Source organism: Paracoccus sp. M683 (assembly GCF_007096355.1).
Taxonomy (GTDB): Bacteria; Pseudomonadota; Alphaproteobacteria; order Rhodobacterales; family Rhodobacteraceae; genus Paracoccus.
Window position 1 is genome coordinate 391,642 of record NZ_VKDF01000005.1, and the last position, 22,510, is coordinate 414,151.

24 protein-coding genes are annotated in these 22,510 nt (G+C 66.2%); 11 read left to right on the forward strand and 13 right to left on the reverse strand.

All coding sequences use genetic code 11. The annotated features are described in order from the left end of the window. Positions 1 to 61: 61 nt before the first annotated feature. The gene (locus FNJ84_RS12250) at positions 62 to 1,753 is read right to left on the reverse strand and encodes a D-alanyl-D-alanine carboxypeptidase family protein (protein ID WP_255471193.1); all 1,692 of its coding nucleotides are present in this window, start codon (positions 1,751 to 1,753) and stop codon (positions 62 to 64) included. Between the two features lie 252 nt (positions 1,754 to 2,005). On the opposite strand from FNJ84_RS12250, the gene clpS reads away from it, so the two are divergent. Genes clpS through FNJ84_RS12265 form a run of 3 tightly spaced genes read left to right on the forward strand, consistent with a single transcriptional unit; the run spans position 2,006 to position 4,137 of the window. Next, positions 2,006 to 2,323, forward strand: coding sequence for an ATP-dependent Clp protease adapter ClpS (gene clpS / locus FNJ84_RS12255; RefSeq protein ID WP_143793395.1), 318 nt, complete (start codon positions 2,006 to 2,008; stop codon positions 2,321 to 2,323). Positions 2,324 to 2,326: 3 nt separating this feature from the next. Then, positions 2,327 to 3,334, forward strand: coding sequence for a class I SAM-dependent methyltransferase (locus tag FNJ84_RS12260; RefSeq protein ID WP_143793396.1), 1,008 nt, complete (start codon positions 2,327 to 2,329; stop codon positions 3,332 to 3,334). Beyond that, complete coding sequence (locus tag FNJ84_RS12265) at positions 3,331 to 4,137, forward strand: SDR family NAD(P)-dependent oxidoreductase (RefSeq protein ID WP_143793397.1); 807 nt, start codon at positions 3,331 to 3,333, stop codon at positions 4,135 to 4,137. The genes FNJ84_RS12260 and FNJ84_RS12265 overlap by 4 nt, the downstream gene beginning before the upstream one ends. Positions 4,138 to 4,150: 13 nt before the next feature. On the opposite strand, the gene FNJ84_RS12270 is transcribed toward FNJ84_RS12265, so the two are convergent. After that, positions 4,151 to 4,597, reverse strand: a complete 447-nt coding sequence (locus tag FNJ84_RS12270; protein WP_143793398.1) for a hypothetical protein — start codon at positions 4,595 to 4,597, stop codon at positions 4,151 to 4,153. A 77-nt stretch (positions 4,598 to 4,674) separates the two neighbouring features. Between FNJ84_RS12270 and hemF the strand changes: the two genes are divergently transcribed. Beyond that, positions 4,675 to 5,529 carry an oxygen-dependent coproporphyrinogen oxidase gene (gene hemF / locus FNJ84_RS12275; RefSeq protein ID WP_143793399.1) on the forward strand — a complete coding sequence of 285 codons (855 nt, stop codon included), beginning with the start codon at positions 4,675 to 4,677 and terminating at the stop codon, positions 5,527 to 5,529. 3 nt (positions 5,530 to 5,532) lie between these two features. Beyond that, the gene (locus tag FNJ84_RS12280) at positions 5,533 to 5,721 is read left to right on the forward strand and encodes a hypothetical protein (protein WP_143793400.1); all 189 of its coding nucleotides are present in this window, start codon (positions 5,533 to 5,535) and stop codon (positions 5,719 to 5,721) included. 90 nt (positions 5,722 to 5,811) lie between these two features. Here the strand turns inward: FNJ84_RS12280 and FNJ84_RS12285 are convergent, their stop codons facing one another. Continuing rightward, entirely contained in the window at positions 5,812 to 6,264 is a 453-nt protein-coding gene (locus FNJ84_RS12285; RefSeq protein ID WP_143793401.1) for an Lrp/AsnC family transcriptional regulator, read from the reverse strand. A gap of 96 nt (positions 6,265 to 6,360) precedes the next feature. On the opposite strand from FNJ84_RS12285, the gene FNJ84_RS12290 reads away from it, so the two are divergent. Next, positions 6,361 to 6,966: a LysE family translocator gene (locus FNJ84_RS12290; RefSeq protein ID WP_143793402.1), complete on the forward strand. Its 606-nt coding sequence runs from the start codon at positions 6,361 to 6,363 to the stop codon at positions 6,964 to 6,966. Here the strand turns inward: FNJ84_RS12290 and FNJ84_RS12295 are convergent. Both FNJ84_RS12295 and hemE read right to left on the reverse strand, forming a co-directional pair. Beyond that, positions 6,960 to 7,841: an EamA family transporter gene (locus FNJ84_RS12295; protein WP_143793403.1), complete on the reverse strand. Its 882-nt coding sequence runs from the start codon at positions 7,839 to 7,841 to the stop codon at positions 6,960 to 6,962. The two genes, FNJ84_RS12290 and FNJ84_RS12295, sit on opposite strands and share 7 nt — an antisense overlap. A gap of 1 nt (position 7,842) precedes the next feature. Further along, positions 7,843 to 8,871: a uroporphyrinogen decarboxylase gene (hemE, locus tag FNJ84_RS12300; RefSeq protein ID WP_143793404.1), complete on the reverse strand. Its 1,029-nt coding sequence runs from the start codon at positions 8,869 to 8,871 to the stop codon at positions 7,843 to 7,845. 77 nt (positions 8,872 to 8,948) lie between these two features. Between hemE and hemC the strand changes: the two genes are divergently transcribed. Next, a complete protein-coding gene (gene hemC / locus FNJ84_RS12305) occupies positions 8,949 to 9,890 on the forward strand; it encodes a hydroxymethylbilane synthase (protein ID WP_143793405.1) in 942 nt (313 codons plus the stop codon). Positions 9,891 to 10,231: 341 nt separating this feature from the next. Here hemC and lexA read toward each other — a convergent pair whose 3' ends face one another. The 7 genes from lexA to FNJ84_RS12340 form a co-directional block, all read right to left on the reverse strand. Continuing rightward, entirely contained in the window at positions 10,232 to 10,954 is a 723-nt protein-coding gene (gene lexA / locus FNJ84_RS12310; RefSeq protein ID WP_143793406.1) for a transcriptional repressor LexA, read from the reverse strand. 112 nt (positions 10,955 to 11,066) lie between these two features. After that, positions 11,067 to 12,245, reverse strand: a complete 1,179-nt coding sequence (gene glp, locus FNJ84_RS12315; RefSeq protein WP_143793407.1) for a gephyrin-like molybdotransferase Glp — start codon at positions 12,243 to 12,245, stop codon at positions 11,067 to 11,069. Next, entirely contained in the window at positions 12,242 to 12,715 is a 474-nt protein-coding gene (gene moaC / locus FNJ84_RS12320; RefSeq protein WP_143793408.1) for a cyclic pyranopterin monophosphate synthase MoaC, read from the reverse strand. Before moaC ends, glp begins: the two co-directional genes overlap by 4 nt. After that, on the reverse strand, positions 12,712 to 13,503 hold the full coding sequence (trpC, locus tag FNJ84_RS12325) for an indole-3-glycerol phosphate synthase TrpC (protein WP_143793409.1): 792 nt from the start codon (positions 13,501 to 13,503) through the stop codon (positions 12,712 to 12,714). The genes moaC and trpC overlap by 4 nt, the downstream gene beginning before the upstream one ends. Before the next feature lie 95 nt (positions 13,504 to 13,598). Next, positions 13,599 to 14,237, reverse strand: coding sequence for a uracil-DNA glycosylase (locus tag FNJ84_RS12330; RefSeq protein ID WP_143793410.1), 639 nt, complete (start codon positions 14,235 to 14,237; stop codon positions 13,599 to 13,601). A gap of 100 nt (positions 14,238 to 14,337) precedes the next feature. Further along, positions 14,338 to 15,363, reverse strand: coding sequence for an anthranilate phosphoribosyltransferase (gene trpD / locus FNJ84_RS12335; RefSeq protein ID WP_143793411.1), 1,026 nt, complete (start codon positions 15,361 to 15,363; stop codon positions 14,338 to 14,340). Then, entirely contained in the window at positions 15,360 to 15,962 is a 603-nt protein-coding gene (locus tag FNJ84_RS12340) for an aminodeoxychorismate/anthranilate synthase component II (RefSeq protein WP_143793412.1), read from the reverse strand. Before FNJ84_RS12340 ends, trpD begins: the two co-directional genes overlap by 4 nt. 112 nt (positions 15,963 to 16,074) lie before the next feature. On the opposite strand from FNJ84_RS12340, the gene FNJ84_RS21995 reads away from it, so the two are divergent. From FNJ84_RS21995 to trpE, 4 genes are all read left to right on the forward strand, one after another. Next, positions 16,075 to 17,007: a hypothetical protein gene (locus tag FNJ84_RS21995; RefSeq protein WP_185968516.1), complete on the forward strand. Its 933-nt coding sequence runs from the start codon at positions 16,075 to 16,077 to the stop codon at positions 17,005 to 17,007. Between the two features lies 1 nt (position 17,008). Next, positions 17,009 to 18,187 (forward strand): aminotransferase, encoded by a 1,179-nt coding sequence (locus FNJ84_RS12350; protein WP_143793414.1) that lies wholly within the window; start codon positions 17,009 to 17,011, stop codon positions 18,185 to 18,187. A gap of 114 nt (positions 18,188 to 18,301) precedes the next feature. Then, positions 18,302 to 20,278, forward strand: coding sequence for a peptidylprolyl isomerase (locus FNJ84_RS12355; RefSeq protein WP_255471194.1), 1,977 nt, complete (start codon positions 18,302 to 18,304; stop codon positions 20,276 to 20,278). After that, complete coding sequence (gene trpE, locus FNJ84_RS12360; RefSeq protein ID WP_143793415.1) at positions 20,278 to 21,780, forward strand: anthranilate synthase component I; 1,503 nt, start codon at positions 20,278 to 20,280, stop codon at positions 21,778 to 21,780. Before FNJ84_RS12355 ends, trpE begins: the two co-directional genes overlap by 1 nt. A 39-nt stretch (positions 21,781 to 21,819) precedes the next feature. On the opposite strand, the gene FNJ84_RS12365 is transcribed toward trpE, so the two are convergent. After that, on the reverse strand, positions 21,820 to 22,419 hold the full coding sequence (locus FNJ84_RS12365; RefSeq protein WP_143793416.1) for a hypothetical protein: 600 nt from the start codon (positions 22,417 to 22,419) through the stop codon (positions 21,820 to 21,822). Positions 22,420 to 22,510 lie beyond the last annotated feature (91 nt).

Sequence of the window (22,510 nt, forward strand, 5' to 3'; positions counted from 1 at the left end):
AAGGGCGCGGCCCTGCGGTCGCGCCCGTTCTTTCGGGGTGGATGTCCGATGGACGGGACGATCAGGGGCCGACCACCGTGCAGGGTTCCTGCCGGGCGGCAGCACGGTCGCAGACCAACTGGGCCGAGGCCCTGGTCAGACCCTGGAAGGTGGCCTCGAAGCCGCGATTGGTATTGGCGACATGGCGACGTCCGCCTTCCAGCGCCGCGCCGCCCTGCAAGGCCAGTTGCAGCAGCAAATTGTCGGCCTCTGCCTGCGAGCGATAAAGACCAAGGTTGACGCCCCATTGACGCCCCCCCGAAGGTGCGCGCGAGACGATCTCGACCGCTTCGGGATCGGCGATGTCGCCCTCGCCCATGGCGGCCAGGATAACGGTTTCGGATCGGCGTTTCGGCGCCTGAGAGATCGCCAGGCTAAGATCGTCGCTGCCGGCTGTCGTGGCCGGGGCAGCATCGGCGCTGGCCGTCTGAACGCTGTCGGCGGGCTGGCTGGCAATGTCGCGTGAACGCGGTGCCGGCGCGGGCCGGCTGGAGGCGGCAAGGACAGGCGCCGCAAGGCTTGCCGTTTGCACAGGTGCTGCCGCGGCCTCGTCATCCTGGGCCACAGCCATGCGGACGGCCTGGTCGACGGCGTCGCCGCGGGCGGCGGGGCGCAGGCGTGGCCGGGCGCTGCTGGCCAGGGTCAGCCCGCCGCTGGCCGGTGCAGCGGTGGGGGTTGCGGCTTCGCGCAGGGCATTTACGATCTGGCCCGGCGCAGCCACTGCCACTGGGGCCGAAGGTTCAGGCGCGACCTTGACCACCCGGCGGGTTCGTTGCGGCGGCGCGGAACTGGCCAGCGTCAGCGTGCGCGGCTCGGTCGCGGCCGGTGTCGGTTCGACCTGTGCCTTGCGCACGACCTTTTGGGCCAGCAATTGCGGCGGCTCGGGGCGGATCTCGCGAACGTTCGAGGGCACCTTGCCGAATCCGGCATCCAGCAGTTGCGCCATCACCTGATTGCGCTGCGCCGTCGAGGTCCCGCCAAAGACCGAAGCCACGATCCGCTTGCGACCGCGCTGCGCCGAGGCGGTCAGGTTGAAGCCTGCGGCACGGGTATAGCCGGTCTTGATGCCGTCGGCGCCCGGATATTCGTCCAGAAAGCGCTTGTTGGTCGAGGAAACCTGCGCAATCCCCGCATCGGCCGACCGGCGCGAGAACAGCGAGTAATATTGCGGGAAATCATAGAAAAGCCGACGCCCCAGGATGGTCATGTCCTGGGCGGTCGAATAGTGGCCCTGCTGGGTCAGGCCGTTGGCATTGCGGAAATTGGTGTTGCGCATGCCAAGTGCCCGCGCGGTGGCGGTCATCTGCGCGGCAAAGGCATCCTCGGACCCGGCGATGCCCTCGCCGATGGCGGTGGCGGCGTCATTGGCCGATTTGATTGCGGCGGCGCGGATCAGATAGCGCAATTCGATCCTCTGGCCGGCGCGCAGCCCCAGCTTCGAGGGCGGCTCGGCCGCCGCGTTGGACGAGATCAGGAATTTGGAATCCAGTCGGACCTGCCCCCGCTCGATCGCGGCAAAGGCAAGATACAACGTCATCATCTTGGTCAGCGATGCCGGATGCAGCTTCGTATCCGCGTTCTGCGCATAGATCGGTTTGCCTGTTCGGGCATCCATCACATAGGCGGCAAAGGGCGCCGCTGTCGCGATTGCGGGGGCCAGAATGGCCAACAGGATCAGCGCCCACGGGCGGGCGAATCGTGTGATACGGGTCACTGTCTCGATCTCTTCTGCCTCATGGGCGCATCTTTTGATCGCACGCCCTTCGTTAATATTCCGACAATAGCACGCAAGATTCGTGCTGGGAACCAGACATTTGATCAAAATTCATTCGCTTGCGCGACGCCATGCCAGGGGCCGGATGGGTCAGGGGACTTTCATCATCCGCATTTCGGACTATATTAGGGCACTTAGCCCGATCGCGCCAAGCCGCAGCAGCAAAACCCAGAGACTGATATGACGCAGTGGATGTCCGACCCCAACAACGGCAAGGATCAGACCGATATCGCGGTCAAGCCGCGCGCCAAGACGCAGCGGCCGCCGCTGTATAAGGTGTTGTTGCTGAACGATGATTTTACGCCTATGGAGTTTGTCGTTCATGTTCTGGAACGGCTGTTCGGCATGACCCATGCGCAGGCGATCGAGATCATGCTGACCGTCCACCGCAAGGGTGTCGCCGTTGTCGGCGTCTTTTCGCACGAGATCGCCGAGACCAAGGTGGCGCAGGTGATGGAACTGGCGCGACGTCAGCAACACCCGCTGCAATGCACCATGGAAAAAGAATAAACCTTGCTTGATCCGCGACTTGAACTGGCCTTTGGCGATGGGCCGCCCGATGGGCAGCTGCTGATCCTGGGCGCATCTGGCCAGACCGGGCTGGCGGGGTTCGATCCTGCGCGCAGCCTGCTGGTGCAGGGGCATTTCCCCGATCACCGCGCGCTGGCCGCGCAGGGCTGGCAGGTGCTGACCGACCCGCCCGAGGGCCCGCTGTTCGATGCGGCACTGGTCTTTCTGCCGCGCGCCAAGGCAGAGGCCCATGCGCTGATCCATGCGGCCTCGGCACGGCTGCGGGCGGGCGGTGCGCTGTGGATTGACGGGCAAAAGACCGATGGCGTGGATTCGCTGCTGAAGGATCTGCGCGGGCGGGCGGCTGTGGCTGAACAGCACAGCAAGGCCCATGGTCGCATTTTCCGCATCGACCGGCCTGACGGCGACTGGCTGCCGGCGGATTGGGCCGCCGCGCCGCATCAGGCCGCGGACGGTTTCGTGACGCTGCCGGGGGTGTTTTCGGCCGATGGGGTCGATCCTGGCTCGGCGCTGCTGGCGGCACATCTGCCGCCGCGGCTGCCCTCGCGCATGGTCGATCTGGGTGCGGGCTGGGGCTGGCTGGCGGCGCAGATTCTGGCACGCGAGGGCGTCGAAACCCTGCATCTGGTCGAGGCGGATCATGCCGCGCTGGACTGCGCCCGGCGCAATCTGAACGATGCGCGGCCGCAGTTTCACTGGGCCGATGCCCGCGATTTCACACTGCCCGAGCCGGTGAACGGGGTGGTGATGAACCCACCTTTCCATGATGGGCGCGCAGCCGATCCGGGGCTGGGCACGGCCTTCATCGCCACTGCGGCGCGGCTTCTGACCGGGGCCGGGCGGTTGTGGATGGTGGCCAACAGGCACCTGCCATACGAGGCCGCTCTGGCGCGTCATTTCGCCCGTGTGGACGAGATCGGCGGCGATGCCCGCTTCAAGATCATCGAGGCGACCGGCGCCCGGCGCGCCGGCAAGGGGGGCAAGAAATGAGCCTGTCATTGCAGGGAAAGACCGCCATCGTCACCGGCGCCGGGCGCGGCATCGGGCTGGCCGTGGCGCATCGCCTGGTCGAGCGCGGCGCCAATGTCATGTTCGCCGATAGCGACGAGGCCCTGCTGGAGGCCGAACTGGGCAGCGACCTGGACAGCGAGGGGCCGATCAGGGCCTTTGCCGGTGACATGGGTGAAAAGCTGGCCATGGCGAACCTGATATCGGCAACGCTGGACGCCTTTGATCGGGTGGATATCCTGGTCAACGCGCATCGGCTGGTGCGGGGCTCGGACCCGCTGGATACAGATGTCGACACGCTGGACGAGATGATGCGCCAGAACATGATGTCCGCCCTGCGCATGTCGCAATTGGTGGCGCGGCGGATGATCCGGCAAGCAGCCGATTCTGTTGACAGCGACGAGATCGGCTCGATCGTCAATATCTCGACGCTGGCGGGCAGCCGGCCGATCCCGGAATTGCTGGGCTATTCCATCGCCTGCGCGGCGCTGGAGCAGGCCACCCGCGGGCTGGCCCTGGCACTGGCGCCGCACCGGATCAGGGTGAACGGCGTTTCCTTCAGCAGCGTCATGTCGCACGAGCTGAAACTGGCGCTGCGCGAACGGCCCGAGCTGCGTGATCACGTCATCGCCGGCACGCCCATGGGGCGGATCGCATCCGCCGACGAACTGGCCGAGGCCGTGCTGTATCTGACCGGCAGCGGCGCAGGCTTCGTCACTGGCCAGATCCTGACCGTCGATGGTGGGCGCAGCCTGGTCGACCCGGTCTCGACCAAGATGTTATAGGCCGCCACTGACCCTAGGGGGCAGGGGTTGATGGTGGCGTGGTCGCGGCCTCGTCTTCGGGAAAGGCGGCCTTGCAGGCGCTGACATAGGCGGCCGCCTGATCGCTCAGCTGGGCCTTGCGCGCGGCAAGATTGCTGCGCTTGCGTTCCTCGGCCGCCGGGTCGATGGGAACGCGGAAGCGTTCGGTCGTGGTCACGTCGCGCCAGCAGGGGGTGGTGACGATGCGGGCATTGCCCTCGCTGTCGCGGACGACATCGCGGCAACTGCTCCAGACCGTGTCCGATACGATCCGCTCATCCCAGGCATAGCCGCGCGCCAGATTGGCCTCGACCTCGGCCAGAAGGGTGCTGACATTGCGGTATTCGCGGGTGTGCTGTCTGATGCAGCGTTCCTGCGGGGTGCCGCATGCGGCCAAAAGTAGCGGGATGGCAGCAAGGGTGAATGCGGTGTTGCGGGTCATCGGGCTGGCCTCTAGGTGTTCGGGCGATGCTAGCCGCAAGCGCGGCGCAGAGGCAATTCAACAAATGAGGCTGCCGCATGGATGAACAGCGCCAGATCGCCGCAAACTGGTTTCGCACATTGCGCGACCGGATCACCGCCGCCTTCGAGGCGCTGGAGGATCGCGGCCCCGGCACGGCCGCGCCCGGCCGGTTTCAGGTGACGCCCACGGCGCGCGGCGAGGATGGCGGCGGCGGCATCATGTCGGTCATGCGTGGTGGCCGGGTGTTCGAAAAGGTCGGCGTCAACTGGTCCGAGGTGCATGGCACGCTTGGCGCGCGGGCGCAGGCGGCGATGGCCGCGCGCGGCGTGCCTGGCATGGACGGCGATCCGCGGTTCTGGGCCAGCGGGATCAGCCTTGTCGCGCATATGCAGAACCCGCACGCCCCCGCCGTGCACATGAACACGCGCATGTTCTGGACCCCGAATGCCTGGTGGTTCGGCGGTGGCGCCGATCTGAACCCCTGCATCGAATATGACGGGGATACGGCTCATTTTCACGACACCCTGCGCGACGCCTGTGCCCCGCATGGTGCGGATTACTATGATCGCTTCAAGGCCTGGGCGGACGAGTATTTCTTTATCCCGCATCGCGGCAGAGCACGCGGCGTCGGCGGGATCTTCTTCGATGATCTGAACACCGGCGATTGGAACGCCGATTTCGCCTTTACCCGCGCCGTGGGCGAGGCCTTTCTGCCCGCCTTTCTGCCTTTGGCCGAGGCGCGGATGGCGCAGGGCTGGACCGAGACCGACAAGGATGCGCAGCTGGTCCATCGCGGCCTTTATGCCGAATATAACCTGGTTTACGACCGTGGTACGAAATTCGGGCTGGAGACCGGCCATAATGCCGATGCCGTGCTGATGAGCCTGCCACCCATGGCCAAATGGCTCTGACCCATGGCTGGCCCTGTGATCGGGGCCCTTGATCCGGCGGCTCTGTGGGGATTCGTGCTGGCGGCCACTTTGATGGAGATCACGCCCGGCCCGAATATGGCCTATCTGGCGATCCTGTCGCTGTCGGACGGACGACGCGCGGGCTATGCGGTAGTGGCGGCATCGCCGCTGGCTTATCAGTCGTTGCGTTAGGGCGGGGTGGCTATCTGCTGTGGCTGGCCTGGGACGGTTGGCGCGATGCTGACGATCCGCCCGAACAGGTTCAGCAGGGGGCTTTGCGGATCAGGCGCGATCGTCCTTTGGGCTGCTCATGACCACATGGGTGGCGATCGTTGCGATATGGGCGAAACCGCCCAGCACATCGGTGTGAAACTGCTTGTAGGCCGCCAGGTCACGGCATTCGACCCGCAGAAGATATTCCACCGTTCCGGTGATATTGTGGCATTCGCGGACCTGCGCGGCCGTGCGGCAGATACGCTCAAAGCCCAGCTGTGCGTCAATTGAATGGTGGGACAGCCCGATCATGACATAGGCGACAAAGCCGACCTCGCGCGCCTCGGCGCTGATCACCGCGCGATAGCCGGCGATCACGCCGCGCCGCTCCAGTTCCTGGACCCGGCGCAGGCAGGCCGAGGGCGACAGCCCGACCTTTGCCGCCAGATCGAGATTCGAGATGCGACCGTCCTGCTGAAGGACGCGCAATATATGGTCAGAAATATGGTCAGGATCGCTCATTAATTGTGAATATACTTAGTCAATGTCATAGAAAGCAATAAAATTGCCCGGATGATGTGCGAAATATTGTGTGTCAATCAATCTGGGTCACGTGACATGCAAGCAGATATCCTGATGGCTCTTGCCGGCTTCGCCTTTGTCACTTCGGTCACGCCGGGGCCGAACAACATGATGCTGATGGCATCGGGGGCGAATTTCGGCCTGCGCCGGACCATGCCGCATATGCTGGGCGTTTCGCTTGGCTTCGGGGTGATGGTGGTGGTGCTGGGTCTGGGCGTCGACCGGGTTATCCAAGGCTCGCCGGCCCTGGCGGATGGGCTGAAATGGGTCAGCATGGCCTATATGCTGTGGTTGGCCTGGAAGATCGCCAATGCCGGGCGTCCGACGGGGATCGAAACCGATGTGAACCGGCCGCAGGGCGCGCGCCCCATGACCTTTCTTCAGGCGGCAGCGTTTCAATGGGTGAACCCGAAAGCCTGGGCGATGGCGCTTGGCGCGTTGTCGGCCTATGCCGCCGGTGCAGGCGGGGCGCTGGGCGTCGGCGTGGTCTTTGCGCTGGTGAACCTGCCGACGGTGTCACTCTGGGCGGCGATGGGGCAGGGACTGCGGCGGCTTCTGGCTGAACCGGGCCGTCTGCGCATCTTCAACTGGGCGATGGCGGCGCTGCTGGTTGTTTCGATGCTGCCGGTCCTGTTTCACTGACCGGCGGCAACGGCCAACAACCAGCCTACCCCAGCCACGATCAGCGCCATCCCGACCCATTGCCGGGCCGAGGCGCCCTGACGGAACAGCCGCCCCGATACCAGCTGTGCCAGCGGCACCTCGACCAGCGCCAGCGTGCGGACATTCGCGGCCGAGGTCAGTGCGAAGCCGCTGAACCAGAACAGCGAGGCAAAGGCGCCAAGCGCCCCGGCGGCCAGCGATCCGCGCCATTCCCGCGCAATGCCGCGCAGCGCCTGACGATCGAACACGCTCAGCCAGGCAAGGGCAAGGGCGGTCTGGACGGTCAGGGTCAGGGTCAGAACGGTCAGCGCACGGATGAGAAATCCGCCCTCGGGCAGCGCCAGAATGGCGCCTCGAAAGCCAATGGCAGACAGCCCGAACAGTGCGCCGGCCGCGATACCCGTGGCCACGCTGCGCCATCCGCCCCGCGACCAGTTCGCACCCGACACCAGCAGGATACCCAGCACGGCCGTCGCGATCGCGCCCATCCGCCCCCAGCCCAGAGGTTCGGCCAGCAGCAGGGCACCGATCAGCGCCAGAGTTACGGGTTCGGTCTTGCTAAGCGCGGTGGCCACGCCAAAGCCACGCCCCTTCATCGTCATCAGCAGGAATCCGGTTGCGATCATCTGTGCCACGGCCCCGGTCACCACCCAGCCAAAGCTTGCCGGGCCCGGCATCGGCACGGCGGTCAGCGCTGCTGCGATGGCCAGCACGATGGCGGCGAAGGGCAGGCCAAAGATGAACCGCACTGCCGTCGCCGCGACCGTACCGATCCGTCCCGTCAGCCCGGCCTGCGCGGCATTGCGCGCGGTCTGCGCGACCGAGGCGATCAGTGTGGCCAGCACCCACAGCATGTCAGGCGCTGCGCACGGCGTCGATCATGCGCGCGACATTGTCGGGATCGGCATCAGGCGTGATGCCATGACCCAGGTTGAAGATATGCGGCCCGCCCCGGAAGGCGCGGGTGATCCGCTGTGCCTCGGCCACCAGTTCAGGGCCGCCCGTGACCATATGCCGCGGGTCCATATTGCCCTGGACACAGCCATCGACCTGAACATGCGCGGCTGCCCAGGCCGCATCGACCGAATTGTCCAGCGCCACGCAGTCGGCCCCGCTTGCCCGCGCGAAACCCGCGTAACGTTCGCCGGCCTGGCGCGGAAAGGCGATGATCGGCACGCCCGGATGCCGGGCCTTCAGCGCCGCGATGATCCGCGCGGATGGCGCCAGTGCGAAATCGTCGAAATCCTGCCCCTTCAGACTGCCCGCCCAGCTGTCGAACAGCTTTACCACCTCGGCCCCGGCGTCGATCTGCGCGGACAGATAGAGAATGGTCGCCTCGGTGATGCGGTCGATCAGCGCGGAAAAGGCGGCCCGGTCGGCCTGCATCATCGCGTGGGCCGGCTCCTGATCGGGCGTGCCGCGGCCGGCCACCATATAGGTCGCAACCGTCCAGGGCGCGCCGGCAAAGCCGATCAGCGCAGTTTCGGGCGGCAGTTCGCGCGACAGGATTCGGACCGTTTCATAGATTGGCGCCAGCGTTTCGTGGATGTCATCGGCCGGCCGCAGCGCGGCCACGCCTGCGGTGTCGGTGATCGTGGACAGGCGCGGCCCCTCGCCGGTGACGAACCACAGATCCGCCCCAAGAGCCTGCGGCACCAGCAGAATATCGGCGAACAGGATCGCCGCATCAAAGCCAAAGCGGCGGATCGGTTGCAGCGTCACCTCGGCCGCGAGGTCCGGGTTATAGCACAGCGACAGGAAGTCGCCGGCCTGCGCGCGCGTGGCGCGGTATTCGGGCAGATAGCGCCCGGCCTGACGCATCATCCAGATGGGGGGGGTGGGAAGGGTCTCGCCGGCAAGGGCGCGCATCAGCAGCTTGGTCATAAGGCCTCCTGTCGGGGTTCTCTTCGCGGGCCGGGCGGGGCATTGTCAAGCACCGCCGCAAAGACTAAGCCCGCAATATGAGTGAACATCCTTCCCCCGACCGTCCCCTGCGCATCGGCACCCGAGGCTCGGCCCTGGCCTTGGCACAGGCCCATGAGACGCGCGCCCGGCTGATGGCGGCGCATGGCCTGTCCGTCGATGCCTTCGAGATCGTGGTGATCAAGACGACGGGTGATCGGATCACCGACCGCCCGCTGAAAGAGATCGGCGGCAAGGGCCTGTTCACCCGCGAGATCGAGGATGCGCTGGCCGATGGCGCGATCGACATCGCGGTGCATTCGATGAAGGATATGCCGACGATCCAGCCCGATGGGTTGCTGATCGACTGTTTCCTGCCGCGCGAGGATCCGCGCGATGCCTTTGTCAGCCCTCATTTCGGATCCATTGACGAGCTGCCCCTGGGCGCTGTGGTCGGGTCGTCCAGCTTGCGGCGGCGTGCCCAGCTGGCCCATCGCCGGCCGGACCTGCAACTGGTCGAGTTTCGCGGCAACGTCCAGACCCGGTTGAAGAAGCTGGATGACGGCGTCGCGGTCGCGACTTTTCTGGCGATGGCCGGGCTTCAGCGATTGGACATGCTGCATGTCGCACGCGGCCCGATCGCGCCAGAGCAGATGTTGCCGGCCGTCGCGCAAGGGGCGATCGGGGTCGAACGCCGTTTGCACGACGCAAGCGTCGAAACGCTGCTGCATCGCATCAATGATGTCGAAACCGCGCAGCGAGTCGCGGCGGAACGCGCTTTCCTTGCGCGGCTGGACGGGTCGTGCCAGACGCCGATTGCGGGACTGGCCGAACTTACAGGCGACCGTCTGCGGCTGCGTGGCGAAGTGCTGTCACCGGACGGGGCGCAGACCATTGGTGGTGAGCGCGTCGGCACCGTGGCCGATGGCGCGGCCATGGGACACGATCTGGCAGAAGATCTGCTGTCACGTGCAGGCACGGGGTTCTTCGACTGGCACTGAGGCCGGTAACTGGAACGCCACCCTCAGGGCACGGCCGAATGCCCGGCCCTTCTGTTTTCCGGGCAATTGGCGCGATGATCGCGGCGTGTCAGCGCATCGCAAATGACGGCAATCGCATGAATGTCAGCCAGCACGGACAAAACCGTGGCCGGGATTGAACATCGGCTGCCCCTATGCCCCGATGCCCTGTGCCCCCTGTGCCGTCGCCCGATGCAGATCGGCGACGCATTTGTTCAGGGATGGTCCGCGCATATCACATCGAAAGGGGATCGCCTGACGCGCAAGCACCGGCAGGCCGGCGTCGCAGCCTGCCGTGGCGGGCACACCAGCGCCCGCCTGGATCAATAGCTGCGGATCAGCCCGACCAGCCGGCCCTGCACACGCACCGATTCCTCGGGCAGGATGCGGGTTTCATAGGCGGGGTTCGCAGCCTCCAGCGCGATCATCGCGCCGCGGCGGCGATAGCGTTTCAGCGTGGCTTCATGCCCCTCGACCAGAGCCACGATGATATCGCCGTTCTCGGCAGTGGTCTGTTCGCGGATGACCACGACATCGCCATCGTTGATTCCCGCTTCGATCATCGAATCACCGCGGACTTCCAGCGCGTAGTGGTTCTCGCGACCGTTCAGCATCGTGCCGGGCACCGAGATGTGATGCGACACCTCGGAAATCGCCTCGATCGGAACGCCGGCGGCAATGCGGCCCATCAGCGGCAGTTCAACAGCCGCGCTGTCCACCACGGCCATCGCACCGCGCGGCATCGCCGGGCGATCATTGCTGATCACGCGGGGCGAGAAGCCGCTGGCCGGTTCGGCCGCCGTGCCGGGAATTGCGGCCGCGCCGCCCATGCTGTCGGGCAGGCGGATGATTTCCAGCGCCCGCGCCCGATGTGGAAGCCGGCGGATGAAGCCCCGTTCTTCCAGTGCCGTCACCAGCCGGTGAATGCCGGACTTGGATCGCAGGTCCAGCGCATCCTTCATTTCATCGAAGGAAGGTGGCACGCCGTCGCGCGCCATGCGTTTCTGAATGAAGTCCAGCAGCTCGATCTGCTTTTTGGTCAACATCTGCTCTGATCCCCGCAGGGCCCGTTCTGGGCGGTGTTCGATGAATGTTCTAACCTGAAAGGCGAATCACGTCAATAATTTGCGCCGATCGGCGTGAACAAAAGGTTAACGTTCAATCATCGAGAGGGATGAAGCTGACGATTTCCCCCGCTTTGCGCGCGGGATCGCCGGCGGGACGGATCAGCAGGGCATCGGCGCTGGACATCAGCGCCAGACGGGCCGAATCCTGATCCCCGAAGGCGGTGATCCGGGGCAGATCCTCGCCATCATCCAGCGTCGCACGCAGATAGTGCTGCCGGGGGCCTTCCGGGCCGATATCGCCGGAAAGCCGAGCCCTGCGTATCGGCACATATGCCGGCAGGCCCTGCATCGCCCGGATCATGGGTTGCATGAATAATATGGCACAAACGATTGATGAAACTGGATTTCCTGGCAACCCAATCATAATGGATTTGCCGATCGTCCCGGCCATCAGCGGTTTTCCTGGCCGCATGGCGATCTTGTAGAAGGCGCGGTCCATCCCCAATTCGCCGGCCACCTTGCCGACCAGATCATGATCGCCGACCGAGGCGCCGCCGATGGTCACCACCAGATCGGCGTCAGCGGCACGGGCAAAGCTGTCGCGCAGGCTGTCTTCGGTGTCGCGGGCGATGGGCAGCACCTGGGCCTGGGCGCCGGCGTTGCGGGCCAGAGCGGCGATGGCGATGTCGTTGGAACAGATGATCTGGCCCGGACCGGGGGTCTGACCGGGGCGCAGCAACTCGTCCCCGGTGGCCAGCACGGCGACGCGGGGGCGGCGGGCGGCGGTGATGACGGGGATGTTCATGGCGGCCAGCAGGCCAAGATCAGCCGCAGTCAGCAGGCGCCGTGGATCAAAGCTGTCGCCTTCGGTGAAGTCATTGCCAAGCGGCCGGATATTGTCGCCCCCCGACGCATCGGTAACTGTCACCACATCGCCGTCGCGTGTCGTGTTTTCCTGCATGACGACGCGGTCATAGCCTGCCGGCACCGGCGCGCCGGTGAAGATGCGGATCGCGGTGCCGGGCAGGGCCTGCCCGTCCCATGGGTGGCCAGCGGCGGATTCTCCGATCACGCGCAGCGGGCTGGCCAGATCTGCCTGGCGCAGGGCATAGCCGTCCATCGCTGCGGCATTGAAGGGCGGCTGGCTGAGCCGCGCCGAGGCCGGGCCAAGCAGCGCCCGGCCGAGCGCGTCGGCGATGGCGACCTCTTCGCCGATGGGGCTGGGCGCAAGGGCCATGACCCTGGCAAACGCCTCGTCGACAGAAATCATGGGTTTGCCTCGTAATTGCCTGATTTTCCGCCGGTTTTGCGCAGCAGGCGGATGCCCTCGATGCGCATGCCCTTTTCGGCGGCTTTCAGCATGTCATAGACCGTCAGGCAGGCGGTGGTCACGGCGGTCAGTGCCTCCATTTCCACGCCGGTCTGGCCAGCGGTGCGGACGGTGGCGGTGACGCGGATGCCGGGCAGGGCGGGGTCGGGCACCAGATCCAGCGCGACCTTGGTGATCGGCAGCGGGTGACACAAGGGGATCAGATCGGCGGTGCGTTTCGCGCCCATGATTCCGGCCAGCCGTGCGACGCCCATCACGTCGCCCTTGGCTGCGCCGCCCTGGGCCAGCGCAAGGGTTTCGGGGGCCATGATGACAAGGCCCTCGGCCACGGCCTCGCGCGCGGTTGAGGGTTTGTCCGAGACATCGACCATATGGGCCTGACCGGCGGCGTCGAAATGTGTCAGGCTCATGCCGCGACCTGAAGGATCTGGCGGGTGGCGGCGGTCACGTCGGGCTGGCGCATCAGGCTTTCGCCGATGAGGAAGCGGCGGGCACCGACCTGCATCATCTGGGCAAGATCGTCAGCTGTGAACAGGCCGCTTTCACAGATGATGTCACGGTCGGTCGGGATGCGGGGTGCAAGTTCGCGCGTTACATCAAGGGTCAGTTCGAACGTCTTGAGATTCCTGTTATTTATCCCGATAAGGTCGGACTTCAGACGCAGGGCGCGGTCCAGTTCCTGGCCGTCATGGACCTCGATCAGCGCGTCCATGCCCCAATGGTGGGCGGCGGCTTCCAGATCGGCCGCGAGGGCATCGTCGACCGAGGCCATGATGATCAGGATGCAATCGGCACCCCAGGCGCGGGCCTCGGCGACCTGGTAAGTGTCATAAAGAAAATCCTTGCGCAGCACGGGCAGGTCGCAGGCGTTGCGCGCGGCGGTCAGGTATTCGGGGGCGCCCTGAAAACTGGGCGCGTCGGTCAGCACCGAGAGGCAGGCGGCGCCGCCTGCCTGATAGGCGCGGGCCAGCGTGGGTGGGTCGAAATCGGCGCGGATCAGGCCCTTGGAGGGGCTGGCCTTCTTGATTTCGGCGATCAGCGCCGGGCCGGTCGCGGCCTTGGCGGTCAGGGCTTTGGCAAAGCCACGCGGGGCGCTGGCAGCACGGGCGGCGGCGTCCATATCGGCCAGCGGACGCGCCGCCTTGGCGGCGGCGATTTCGTCCAGCTTATAGGCCTTGATCTTGTCGAGGATATGCATGGTTTGGTTCTAGCCTTCTGCGGGCGGTCTGGAAAGGGGGCGCTGCCCCCGTCGCGTGCCGCGACTCCCCCAGGGATATTTGGGTGAAGAAGAAATCAGCCGGTCCAGTTGATCGGCGGGCGGTCCTGGCTGGCCAGCCAGGTATTGATGCGGCTGAAGGGGCGGCTGCCGAAAAAGCCGCGCCGGGCTGACAGCGGGGAAGGGTGGGCGGTGGCGATCACCAGATCCAGCGGGCGGGGCAGGCCGGTGGCCGCTTGCTGCGCATGGTTGCCCCAAAGCAGGAAGGCCAGCGGGCCGTGGGTTTGCGTCTCGGCTATGGTCTGGCGGGCGAGATGGTGCCAGCCCCATTTCGCATGGGCGCCGGCCTGACCGGGCGGGACCGAAAGCGAGGTGTTCAAAAGCAGCACACCCTGTTCGGCCCAATGGGTCAGATCGCCATTGGCCGGCGCCGCGCCAAGATCGTCGCGCAGTTCGGTGAAGATGTTTTTCAGCGAGCGGGGCAGCGCGATATCGGGATTGACCGAGAAGGCAAGGCCATTGGCGTGGCCCGGTGTGGGATAGGGGTCCTGGCCCAGGATCACCACGCGGGTCTGTCCGGGCCGGGTGGCGTCGAGCGCTGCGAAAAGGCGATCCGCGCCGGGCAACCAGTCGCCGCTTTGTTCCAGCCGGTCGCGGATCGCGGGCCAGTTGTCACGGAAAAAGGGCAGATGCGCCCAAGCGGCGGGCGGGGTCATGACTGGACCTGTGCCGTGCTGGATGGGCTCATCAGGGTTATCCTCGGAAATGACGCATCAGTTCCACGGCGATCAGCGCGGCTGCGGCTTCATCTGCCAGCTATGCCTCGGGCGGGCCGGTGACTGCGGACAGGGCGATCAGGCGCGCTTTGGCCGCGCCGCTGTCGATGGACTCGCGTGCCATCTGGGCGCCTTCGCGCAGATCGGCGGCACGGTCCGCGATCATCAGCGCGGCGGCGGCGTTCAGCAGCACAGCATCGCGATAGGCGCTTTCCTCGCCATCCAGAAGCGCGCGGAAGGCTGCGGCGTTATGCGACGGCTCGCCGCCGATGATCGCCTCGAACGGGTGGCGGGGCAGGCCTGCATCTTCGGGGGCGATCGTGAATTCGCTGATGACGCCGTCTTTCAGGGCCGCGACCCAGGTTTCGCCGGCAATGCTGATCTCATCGGTGCCGTCGCTGCCATGGACCAGCCAGGCCGCATCCGAGCCAAGGTCGTGCAGCACCTCGGCCATCGGGCGAATCCAGTCACGCGAGAACGAACCCGTCAATTGCCGCCGGACCGAGGCCGGATTGGTCAGCGGGCCCAGCAGGTTGAAGATGGTGCGCGTGCCCAGTTCGGCGCGGGGCGGGCCGACATGGCGCATGGCCGGGTGATGCATGGGGGCCATCATGAAGGAGATGCCGGCGCGCTCGATGGCGATTTGCGCCACCTTGGGGCCGCCCATGACATTGATGCCCATCTGCGCCAGCGCATCCGCCGCGCCCGATTTCGAACTGAGGTTGCGGTTGCCATGCTTGGCAACCGGCACGCCCGCGCCCGCGACCACAAAGGCCGTCGCGGTCGAGATGTTCAGCGTGCCCTTGCCGTCGCCGCCGGTGCCGACGATGTCGATGGCACCCGCAGGCGCGATGATGCGGTTCATCCGGGCGCGCATGGCACGCGCCGCCGCGGCGATTTCATCGACCGTCTCGCCGCGCACACGCAAGGCCATCAGCAACCCGCCGATCTGGGCGGGCGTCGCCGCGCCGTCGAACAGCGCCGAAAAGGCCGCCTCGGCCTCGGGGCCGGTCAGCGGGCGGTTCGCGGCAAGGCCGATCAGGGGGCGGATGTCATCGGTGCTCATGCGGCCTCGCGCGCGGGGGCGCAGCGGCCCAGGAAGGTGCGGATCATCTCGTGCCCATGCTCGGATGCGATGGATTCAGGGTGGAACTGCACGCCCTCTATCGGCAGCGCCTCGTGGATCAGGCCCATGATCGTGTCATCATCGGACCGCGCCGTGACGCGCAGCGAATTGGGCAGGCTTTCGGGTTCGACCGTCAGCGAGTGATAGCGGGTGGCGTTCAGCGGCGAGGGAAGGCCCTCGAAAACGCCGGTGCCGTCATGGAGGATCTGATCGACCTTGCCATGCAGGATGCGGTTGGCGCGGACGATGCGGCCGCCGAATGCCTCGCCGATGGCCTGATGGCCAAGGCAGACGCCCAGCAGCGGCACCCGCGTCTCGGCCACCGCGCGGATCAGGTCCAGGCAGATGCCCGCCTGTGCCGGATCGCAGGGGCCGGGCGAGATCACGATGCCGTCAGGGTTCAGGGCCAGCGCCTGTTCGACCGCGATCGCATCGTTGCGGTGAACGGTGACGGTCGCGCCCGCCTCGCCCAGATAATGCACGAGGTTCCAGGTGAAGCTGTCGTAATTGTCGATCAGCAGGATATGGGGTGTGGACATCGTGGCACCTTGTCGCTTGGGTCGGGGGCGGTTTCCCCCGGAAATCGGACCCGCTATAGATGGGCCAAAGCGCGCCGGGGGGTCAAGCCCGGCCAGCAGGGAAACGAGGCGGATGGCAAAGGGATTCGGAACCGGGCTGATCCATGGCGGGCTGGCAAGCGCGGCGGCGCTGCTGGCGCTGTCGCTTGCCGTGCCGGTGCAGCGCGACGATGTGCCGCCGCAGCCTGCCGATCAACCGGCCGATGCGGTGCCCGCGCAGGACGCAGCCACGGTCGCCCCGAGCCAGGCAGAGGATCCGGCCGTCGAACCGGCAGGGATCGCGCCGCAGACAGCCAGCGATGCTGGCCCAACCGATGCTGGCCCAACTGATGATGCGGCCGATGCTGCCGGCAGCGATGCGGCGCCGCGTGCGGACGCGCTGAATCTGCCCGTTGGTTCGGAATTTGCGCGCGGCGTTGATCTTGCGCCGCCCACGCCTGCCTTTCCGCAAGCGCCCGCCGGCGGCGCCGGGCTGACCGAGGCCCCGGCCGTGATAGCCCCCGTGGCCGAGCCCTCGCCTGTCGCCTCGGCCGAGCCGCTGGCCATGCCCTCGCCCGGTGCGAGCCTGTCGCAAATGCAGGCGCTGACCGCCCCCGAGATGGACGAGGTGCCGCTGTCGGATGCGATGCAGGCGGTTTCGGTGCCGGAATTGCCCACCGGGCCGATCGGCCTTGCAGATGGGGCCGCGCCCGATGCCGCGCCACAACTGGCGACGCCGGTGCCGGCCGAAGCTGCGCCGCCGCCGGATCTTGAACCGGATGCCGGGCCGATCCCAGTTTCAGAGCCAGAGCCAGAGCCAGAGCCAGAGCCAGAGCCAGAGCCAGAGCCAGAGCCAGAGCCAGAGCCAGAGCCAGAGCCAGAGCCAGAGCCACAACCCGAACCTGCGCCGATTGAAGCTGCACCTGCTGACACCTTGCCTGCGGGATCGGCCGTTCCGGCGGCCTCTTCGCTTGATCTATCGACCCCGCCCGACCTGACAGGTCTGGGCGCCCTTGAACGGAACTGACATGACAGCCCCGACCAATCCCGCCATTGCCAGCACCTTCAGCCCTCCGGTGATGGAGGCGCGGCGCTGGCTGAACGGCGTCAACTTCACGCCCGACCGCCCGCTGATCAATGTCAGCCAGGCAGCGCCGGTCGATCCCCCGCCCGAGGGCCTGCGCCGCGCCATCGCGGATGCCGCGCTGAACCGGGCGGATGCGCATCTTTACGGCCCGGTCCTGGGCAATCCCGATCTGCGGCAGGCGGTCGCGCAAGAGTTTTCAGCCAGCTACGGCGCGGCGATCGGTCCCGCGCAGGTGGCGATCACCCAAGGGTGCAATCAGGCCTTCTGCACGGCGATGACCATGCTTGCCGCAACAGGGGACGAAGTGATCCTGCCCGTGCCCTGGTATTTCAATCACAAGATGTGGCTGGACATGATGGGCATCGTCACCCGCCCGCTGGTCTGCGATGATGCGATGCTGCCAGATCTGGCGGCGGCCGAGGCGCTGATCGGGCCGCGCACTCGCGCCATCGTGCTGGTCACGCCGAACAACCCGACCGGGGCCGAATATCCGGCCGGGCTGGTGGCGGCTTTCTATGACCTTTGCCGCAGGCATGGCATCGCGCTGGTGCTGGACGAGACCTATCGCGATTTTGATTCCCGCGAAGGCGCGCCGCACGACCTGCCAGGCAGGGCGGGCGCGGATGATACGCTGATCCAGCTTTATTCCTTTTCCAAGGCCTATCGGCTGACCGGCCATCGGGTCGGTGCGATGATTGCCGGCGAAGCGCGGATGGTCGAGGCCGAGAAGTTCCTGGATACGGTCGCCATTTCAACCTCGCAACTGGGGCAGATCGGCGCGGTCTGGGGGATGGCGAACCTGCGTGACTGGCTGGCCGGTGAACGGGCCCAGATCCTGGCCCGCCGCGCCGCCGCCACCCGCGCGCTGTCGCAAATGCCGGGTTGGCAGCTGCGCAGCTGTGGCGCCTATTTCGCCTGGCTGCGGCATCCCTTCGCGACCTCGTCGGCCGAGCTGGCGCCGCGAATGGTGCGCGATGCCGGTGTGCTGGCCTTGCCGGGCACGATGTTCATGCCCGACGAAGACCCCGAGGGGGCGGCCCATTTCCGCATTGCATTCGCCAATGTCGATGCGGCGGGGATCGAGGTGCTGGCCGGGCGGCTAAGGGATTTCCGGGGCTGACAGGACGGGCTGACGTTCGCGTGCGGCGGTCCACAGGGCCTTGCCGCCGGGACATGCGGGGCCTAAAGACGCCGGGATAACAAACATGAACCGACAGAAGATGAGACGCGCGTAATGGCAAATCTGCGGACCAAGGGCAAATCAACCATCGTCTGGATCCTGATGGGGATGCTGGTCCTTGGCCTGGGTGGCTTCGGCGTGACCAATTTCGGCGGCAGCCAGACCGAGGTGGGCCGGGTCGGTGAAACCACCGTGACGGCAGAAGATTACGCGCGCTCGTTGCAAAATCAGCTGAATGCCTTCAGCGCGCAGGCGGGGCAGGCCTTTACCCTGGCGCAGGCCCAGTCCATCGGTCTGCCGCAACAGGTGCAGGCGCAGCTGTTCGCCGAGGCTGCGCTGTCCGAGGATGCGCGCCGGATCGGCCTGTCGGTCGGGGATCAGCGCGTGGCCGATGTCATCATGCAGGCGCAGGCCTTCCGTGGCCCGAACGGCCAGTTCGACCGCGTCGCCTATGGCGAGACGCTGCGCCGCCAGGGCATGACCGAGGCTGATTTCGAAGCTCAGATCCGCGACGGCGAAGCCGGTCAGATCCTGCAACGCGCCGTGACCGAGGGCGCCCCCGCGCCCCGCCCCATGGTCGACCAGACCGTGCGCTGGCTGCTGGAAAGCCGCGACATCACCTGGCGCGAGATCACCGCCGATCAACTGCCCGAGCCGGTCGCGCGCCCCAATGACGAAACCTTGCAGGCCTGGCATCAGGCCAACGCGGCCCGCTTTACCGCGCCGGAACTGCGCCGCATCACCTATGTCTGGCTGACGCCCGAGATGCTGGAAGGCGAGGTCCACTTGGACGAGGCCGCGCTGCGCGCCGAATATGATCGCCGCATAGCCGAGTTCCAGCAGCCCGAGCGCCGCCTTGTCGGGCGGTTGGTCTTTCCCGACCAGCAAACCGCCGAGGCTGCCAAGGCCCGGCTGGATGCGGGCGAAGTGCCCTTTGATGCGCTGGTCACCGAACGCGGCCTGACGCTGGACGATATCGAACTGGGCGAGGTCAGCCAGACCGAGTTGGACAGCGAAACCGGGCAGGCCGTCTTTGCGCTGGAACAGCCCGGCGTGGTCGGCCCGTTTCAGACCACGCTTGGCCCGGCACTGTTTTCGATGAACGCGATCCTGGAGCCCGTCGAAATCCCGTTCGAACAGGCACAGGACGAGTTGCGCGGCGAGGCGGCACTGGACCGTGCCGGGCGCATGGTCGAGGACCGCGCCGGCGACTTCGAGGACATGCTGGCCTCGGGCGCGACGCTGGAGGATGTGGCCGAGGAAACCGAGATGGAGCTGGGCCAGATCGACTTTGACGCCAGCGCGGCGCCGGAACATACCGGCATCGACGGCTATCAGGCTTTCCGTGAACGCGCCGGCGCGGTGGCCCAGGATGATTTCCCGCAACTGTATCAGCTGGATGACGGCGGGGTTTTCGCGCTGCGACTGGACGAGGTGGTGCCCCCGACGCTGCGCCCCTTTGACGAGGTCGCCGACGAGGTGGCCGAGGATTGGATGACCTCGGAAACCCGCGGCATGCTGATGGCCCGCGCCGAGGATCTGGCGGTTGATGCCGCAGCGCTGGCCGCGCCGGCGGCTGATGAGGCCAATGACGCCGGCCCCGCTGACGAAGCCGGCGGCCAGGCTGCCACCGCAGCCGATGACGCGGCTGCTGATGGCGATGCTGACGGGGCCGCCCCGACTGCCGCCCTGGTCGTGCCCGCCGGCAACCCGGTGGCGGATCTGACCCGCGATGGCTGGATCGACGGCGTCCCGCCTGAAGTTGTCACAAGCGCCTTTTCGATGACCGAGACCGGCGCGACACAGGCCGTCACCGCACAGGGGCGGGTTTTCCTGGTGACGCTGGACGGTATCCATCAGGCTGATCTGGGCTCGGAGATCGCGACCGAGGCGGCGGAAAGCGTCACGCAGCGGCTGGAACAATCGCTGCAAAACGACCTGTTCGATTATTACATTCGCGGCGTGCAGGCCGAGCGTGGCGTGCAGGTGAACCAATCGGCCATCAGCGCGGCAGAAACCATGGTGCGCTGATGGAGCTTTTGCCGGATTTCGGGGATTTCGAGAAAGGCTGGGCCGAGGGCCGCAACCAGTTGGTCACGATCCGTCTGGCCGCCGATCTGGACACGCCCGTCAGCCTGATGCTGAAACTGGCCGAGGCCGCGCCCAACAGCTTCATGCTGGAAAGCGTGACCGGCGGCGAGGTGCGCGGGCGCTATTCCATCATCGGCATGAAGCCCGACCTGATCTGGGATTGCCGCGATGGTCGCGCCCGGATCAACCGTCAGGCGCGCTATTCTGACGATTTCACCGCCGAGGATCGCCCCGCGCTGGACAGCCTGCGCGCGCTGATCGCCGAAAGCCGCATCGACATGCCCGATGGCGTGCCGCCGGCTGCGGCCGGTCTGTTCGGCTATCTCGGCTATGACATGATCCGTCTGGTCGAGCGTCTGCCGCATGTGAACCCCGACCCGATGGGCCTGCCCGATGCGGTGTTGCTGCGCCCCTCGGTCGTGGCCGTGCTGGACGGGGTCAAGGGCGAGGTGACGCTGTGTGCGCCGGCCTGGTTCGACCCCTCGATCCCGGCACGTGCGGCCTATGCCCAGGCCGGCGAGCGGGTGATGGAGGCGCTGCGATCCCTTGACCGCCAGCCATCCGAACCGCGCGCCCTGGGCGAGGATGCCAAGGTCGGCGAGCCGGTCTCGAATTTCGCCAAGCCGGATTATCTGGCGGCGGTCGAGAAGGCCAAGGACTATATCCGCGCGGGCGACATCTTCCAGGTCGTGCCCAGCCAGCGCTGGACGATGGATTTTCCGCTGCCGCCCTTTGCGCTGTATCGGTCGCTGCGCCGCACCAACCCCTCGCCCTTCATGTTCTATCTGAATTTCGGCGGCTTCCAGATCGTCGGTGCCAGCCCGGAAATTCTGGTCCGGTTGCGTGACGGGGAAGTCACCGTCCGCCCCATCGCCGGCACGCGCCCGCGCGGCGCCGACGAGGCCGAGGATCGCGCGCTGGAAGCCGATCTGCTGGGCGACCAGAAGGAACTGGCCGAACATCTGATGCTGCTGGATCTGGGCCGCAACGATGTGGGCCGGGTGGCGAAAATCGGGACCGTTACGCCCACCGAGCAATTCATCGTCGAGCGTTACAGCCACGTCATGCATATCGTCTCGAACGTTGTGGGCCAGCTGAATGACGGCGAGGACGCGCTGTCAGCCCTGCTGGCCGGCATGCCCGCCGGCACGGTATCGGGCGCCCCCAAGGTCCGAGCGATGGAGATCATCGACGAGTTGGAACCCGAAAAGCGCGGCGTCTATGCGGGCGGCGTGGGCTATTTCGCGGCCAATGGCGAGATGGACATGTGCATCGCGCTGCGCACCGGGGTGATCAAGGACCACAGGCTTTACATCCAGGCCGGCGGCGGCGTCGTCTATGACAGCGACCCGGAATCCGAGTTCATGGAAACCGTGAACAAAAGCCGCGCTCTGCAACGCGCCGCCGAGGATGCGGCGCGGTTTGTCCGGGGGAATGGTTAGGCTGGCGGCCCCAACCTGCGGATAACGCGGGGACAGCGGCTAGAAATACAGCCAGCCGCGAACCCCCGCCTCTTTGTCCAGCGGGTATGATTGTTCCAGTTGCAGGGCAGACCGCACCGAGGCGTCGTTGAAAAGCCCTGGAATGAAAAGCTGGTGCAGCCGCCTGGATGCGATGTCGTTCTGATGAGGCATCCTGACATGCGGTCCGCCATCCTGGGCTGGGGTGACCACAGAATTGCCGATCCCACGCCATGCAAGCAGTGGTTCGCGGACTCTGGCACGGACAAGCAGTGTCGCATCGCTCCATTCCGGTGGCACGAGGCACAGCATCCGCATCGCCATGCCGACCGACAGGTCCCAGACCTCGCCGAACCGGATAATCTGATCCAGCCCTTTGCGATCAATCCACCAACTGCCGGCGGCAACCTTCGCTGCCCCTGCGCCGCTGTTGCCGAATCTGAAAACCTCGGTGCCGGGTCGCAACTCGTGCCGCGCCGGCATCATGATCCCGCCGGTCTGGGCATAGGCCAGCACGCGCCCCCGTGGATCGGTGATCGCGGTCTTGCGGTTGATATCGACGCCTTGCGCGCGCCGAAAATTGTCGGGATCGTCGAAAACTGACTGATTTACGAAATTCATAAGATTTCACCATTCACACAACTTGCTGCGGGGAAACTATCCTTCCCGTTCAGACTGCGGCAAGGAAAATGATCGTAGGCCCAGGGTGAGG

Bases quoted from the DNA above. Each gene is read 5' to 3' on its own strand.
- moaC (WP_143793408.1), bottom strand. From the start codon at position 12,715: ATGAGCCTGACACATTTCGACGCCGCCGGTCAGGCCCATATGGTCGAT.
- FNJ84_RS12340 (WP_143793412.1), bottom strand. From the start codon at position 15,962: ATGTCCACACCCCATATCCTGCTGATCGACAATTACGACAGCTTCACC.
- FNJ84_RS12270 (WP_143793398.1), bottom strand. From the start codon at position 4,597: ATGACCCGCAACACCGCATTCACCCTTGCTGCCATCCCGCTACTTTTG.
- FNJ84_RS12295 (WP_143793403.1), bottom strand. From the start codon at position 7,841: ATGCTGTGGGTGCTGGCCACACTGATCGCCTCGGTCGCGCAGACCGCG.
- glp (WP_143793407.1), bottom strand. From the start codon at position 12,245: ATGATTTCTGTCGACGAGGCGTTTGCCAGGGTCATGGCCCTTGCGCCC.
- trpE (WP_143793415.1), top strand. From the start codon at position 20,278: ATGGAGCTTTTGCCGGATTTCGGGGATTTCGAGAAAGGCTGGGCCGAG.
- FNJ84_RS12280 (WP_143793400.1), top strand. From the start codon at position 5,533: ATGGCTGGCCCTGTGATCGGGGCCCTTGATCCGGCGGCTCTGTGGGGA.
- FNJ84_RS12355 (WP_255471194.1), top strand. From the start codon at position 18,302: ATGGCAAATCTGCGGACCAAGGGCAAATCAACCATCGTCTGGATCCTG.
- FNJ84_RS21995 (WP_185968516.1), top strand. From the start codon at position 16,075: ATGGCAAAGGGATTCGGAACCGGGCTGATCCATGGCGGGCTGGCAAGC.
- hemC (WP_143793405.1), top strand. From the start codon at position 8,949: ATGAGTGAACATCCTTCCCCCGACCGTCCCCTGCGCATCGGCACCCGA.
- FNJ84_RS12290 (WP_143793402.1), top strand. From the start codon at position 6,361: ATGCAAGCAGATATCCTGATGGCTCTTGCCGGCTTCGCCTTTGTCACT.
- FNJ84_RS12365 (WP_143793416.1), bottom strand. From the start codon at position 22,419: ATGAATTTCGTAAATCAGTCAGTTTTCGACGATCCCGACAATTTTCGG.
- FNJ84_RS12285 (WP_143793401.1), bottom strand. From the start codon at position 6,264: ATGAGCGATCCTGACCATATTTCTGACCATATATTGCGCGTCCTTCAG.
- trpD (WP_143793411.1), bottom strand. From the start codon at position 15,363: ATGAGCACCGATGACATCCGCCCCCTGATCGGCCTTGCCGCGAACCGC.
- FNJ84_RS12330 (WP_143793410.1), bottom strand. From the start codon at position 14,237: ATGACCCCGCCCGCCGCTTGGGCGCATCTGCCCTTTTTCCGTGACAAC.
- lexA (WP_143793406.1), bottom strand. From the start codon at position 10,954: ATGTTGACCAAAAAGCAGATCGAGCTGCTGGACTTCATTCAGAAACGC.
- clpS (WP_143793395.1), top strand. From the start codon at position 2,006: ATGTCCGACCCCAACAACGGCAAGGATCAGACCGATATCGCGGTCAAG.
- hemE (WP_143793404.1), bottom strand. From the start codon at position 8,871: ATGACCAAGCTGCTGATGCGCGCCCTTGCCGGCGAGACCCTTCCCACC.
- FNJ84_RS12265 (WP_143793397.1), top strand. From the start codon at position 3,331: ATGAGCCTGTCATTGCAGGGAAAGACCGCCATCGTCACCGGCGCCGGG.
- FNJ84_RS12350 (WP_143793414.1), top strand. From the start codon at position 17,009: ATGACAGCCCCGACCAATCCCGCCATTGCCAGCACCTTCAGCCCTCCG.
- trpC (WP_143793409.1), bottom strand. From the start codon at position 13,503: ATGCATATCCTCGACAAGATCAAGGCCTATAAGCTGGACGAAATCGCC.
- hemF (WP_143793399.1), top strand. From the start codon at position 4,675: ATGGATGAACAGCGCCAGATCGCCGCAAACTGGTTTCGCACATTGCGC.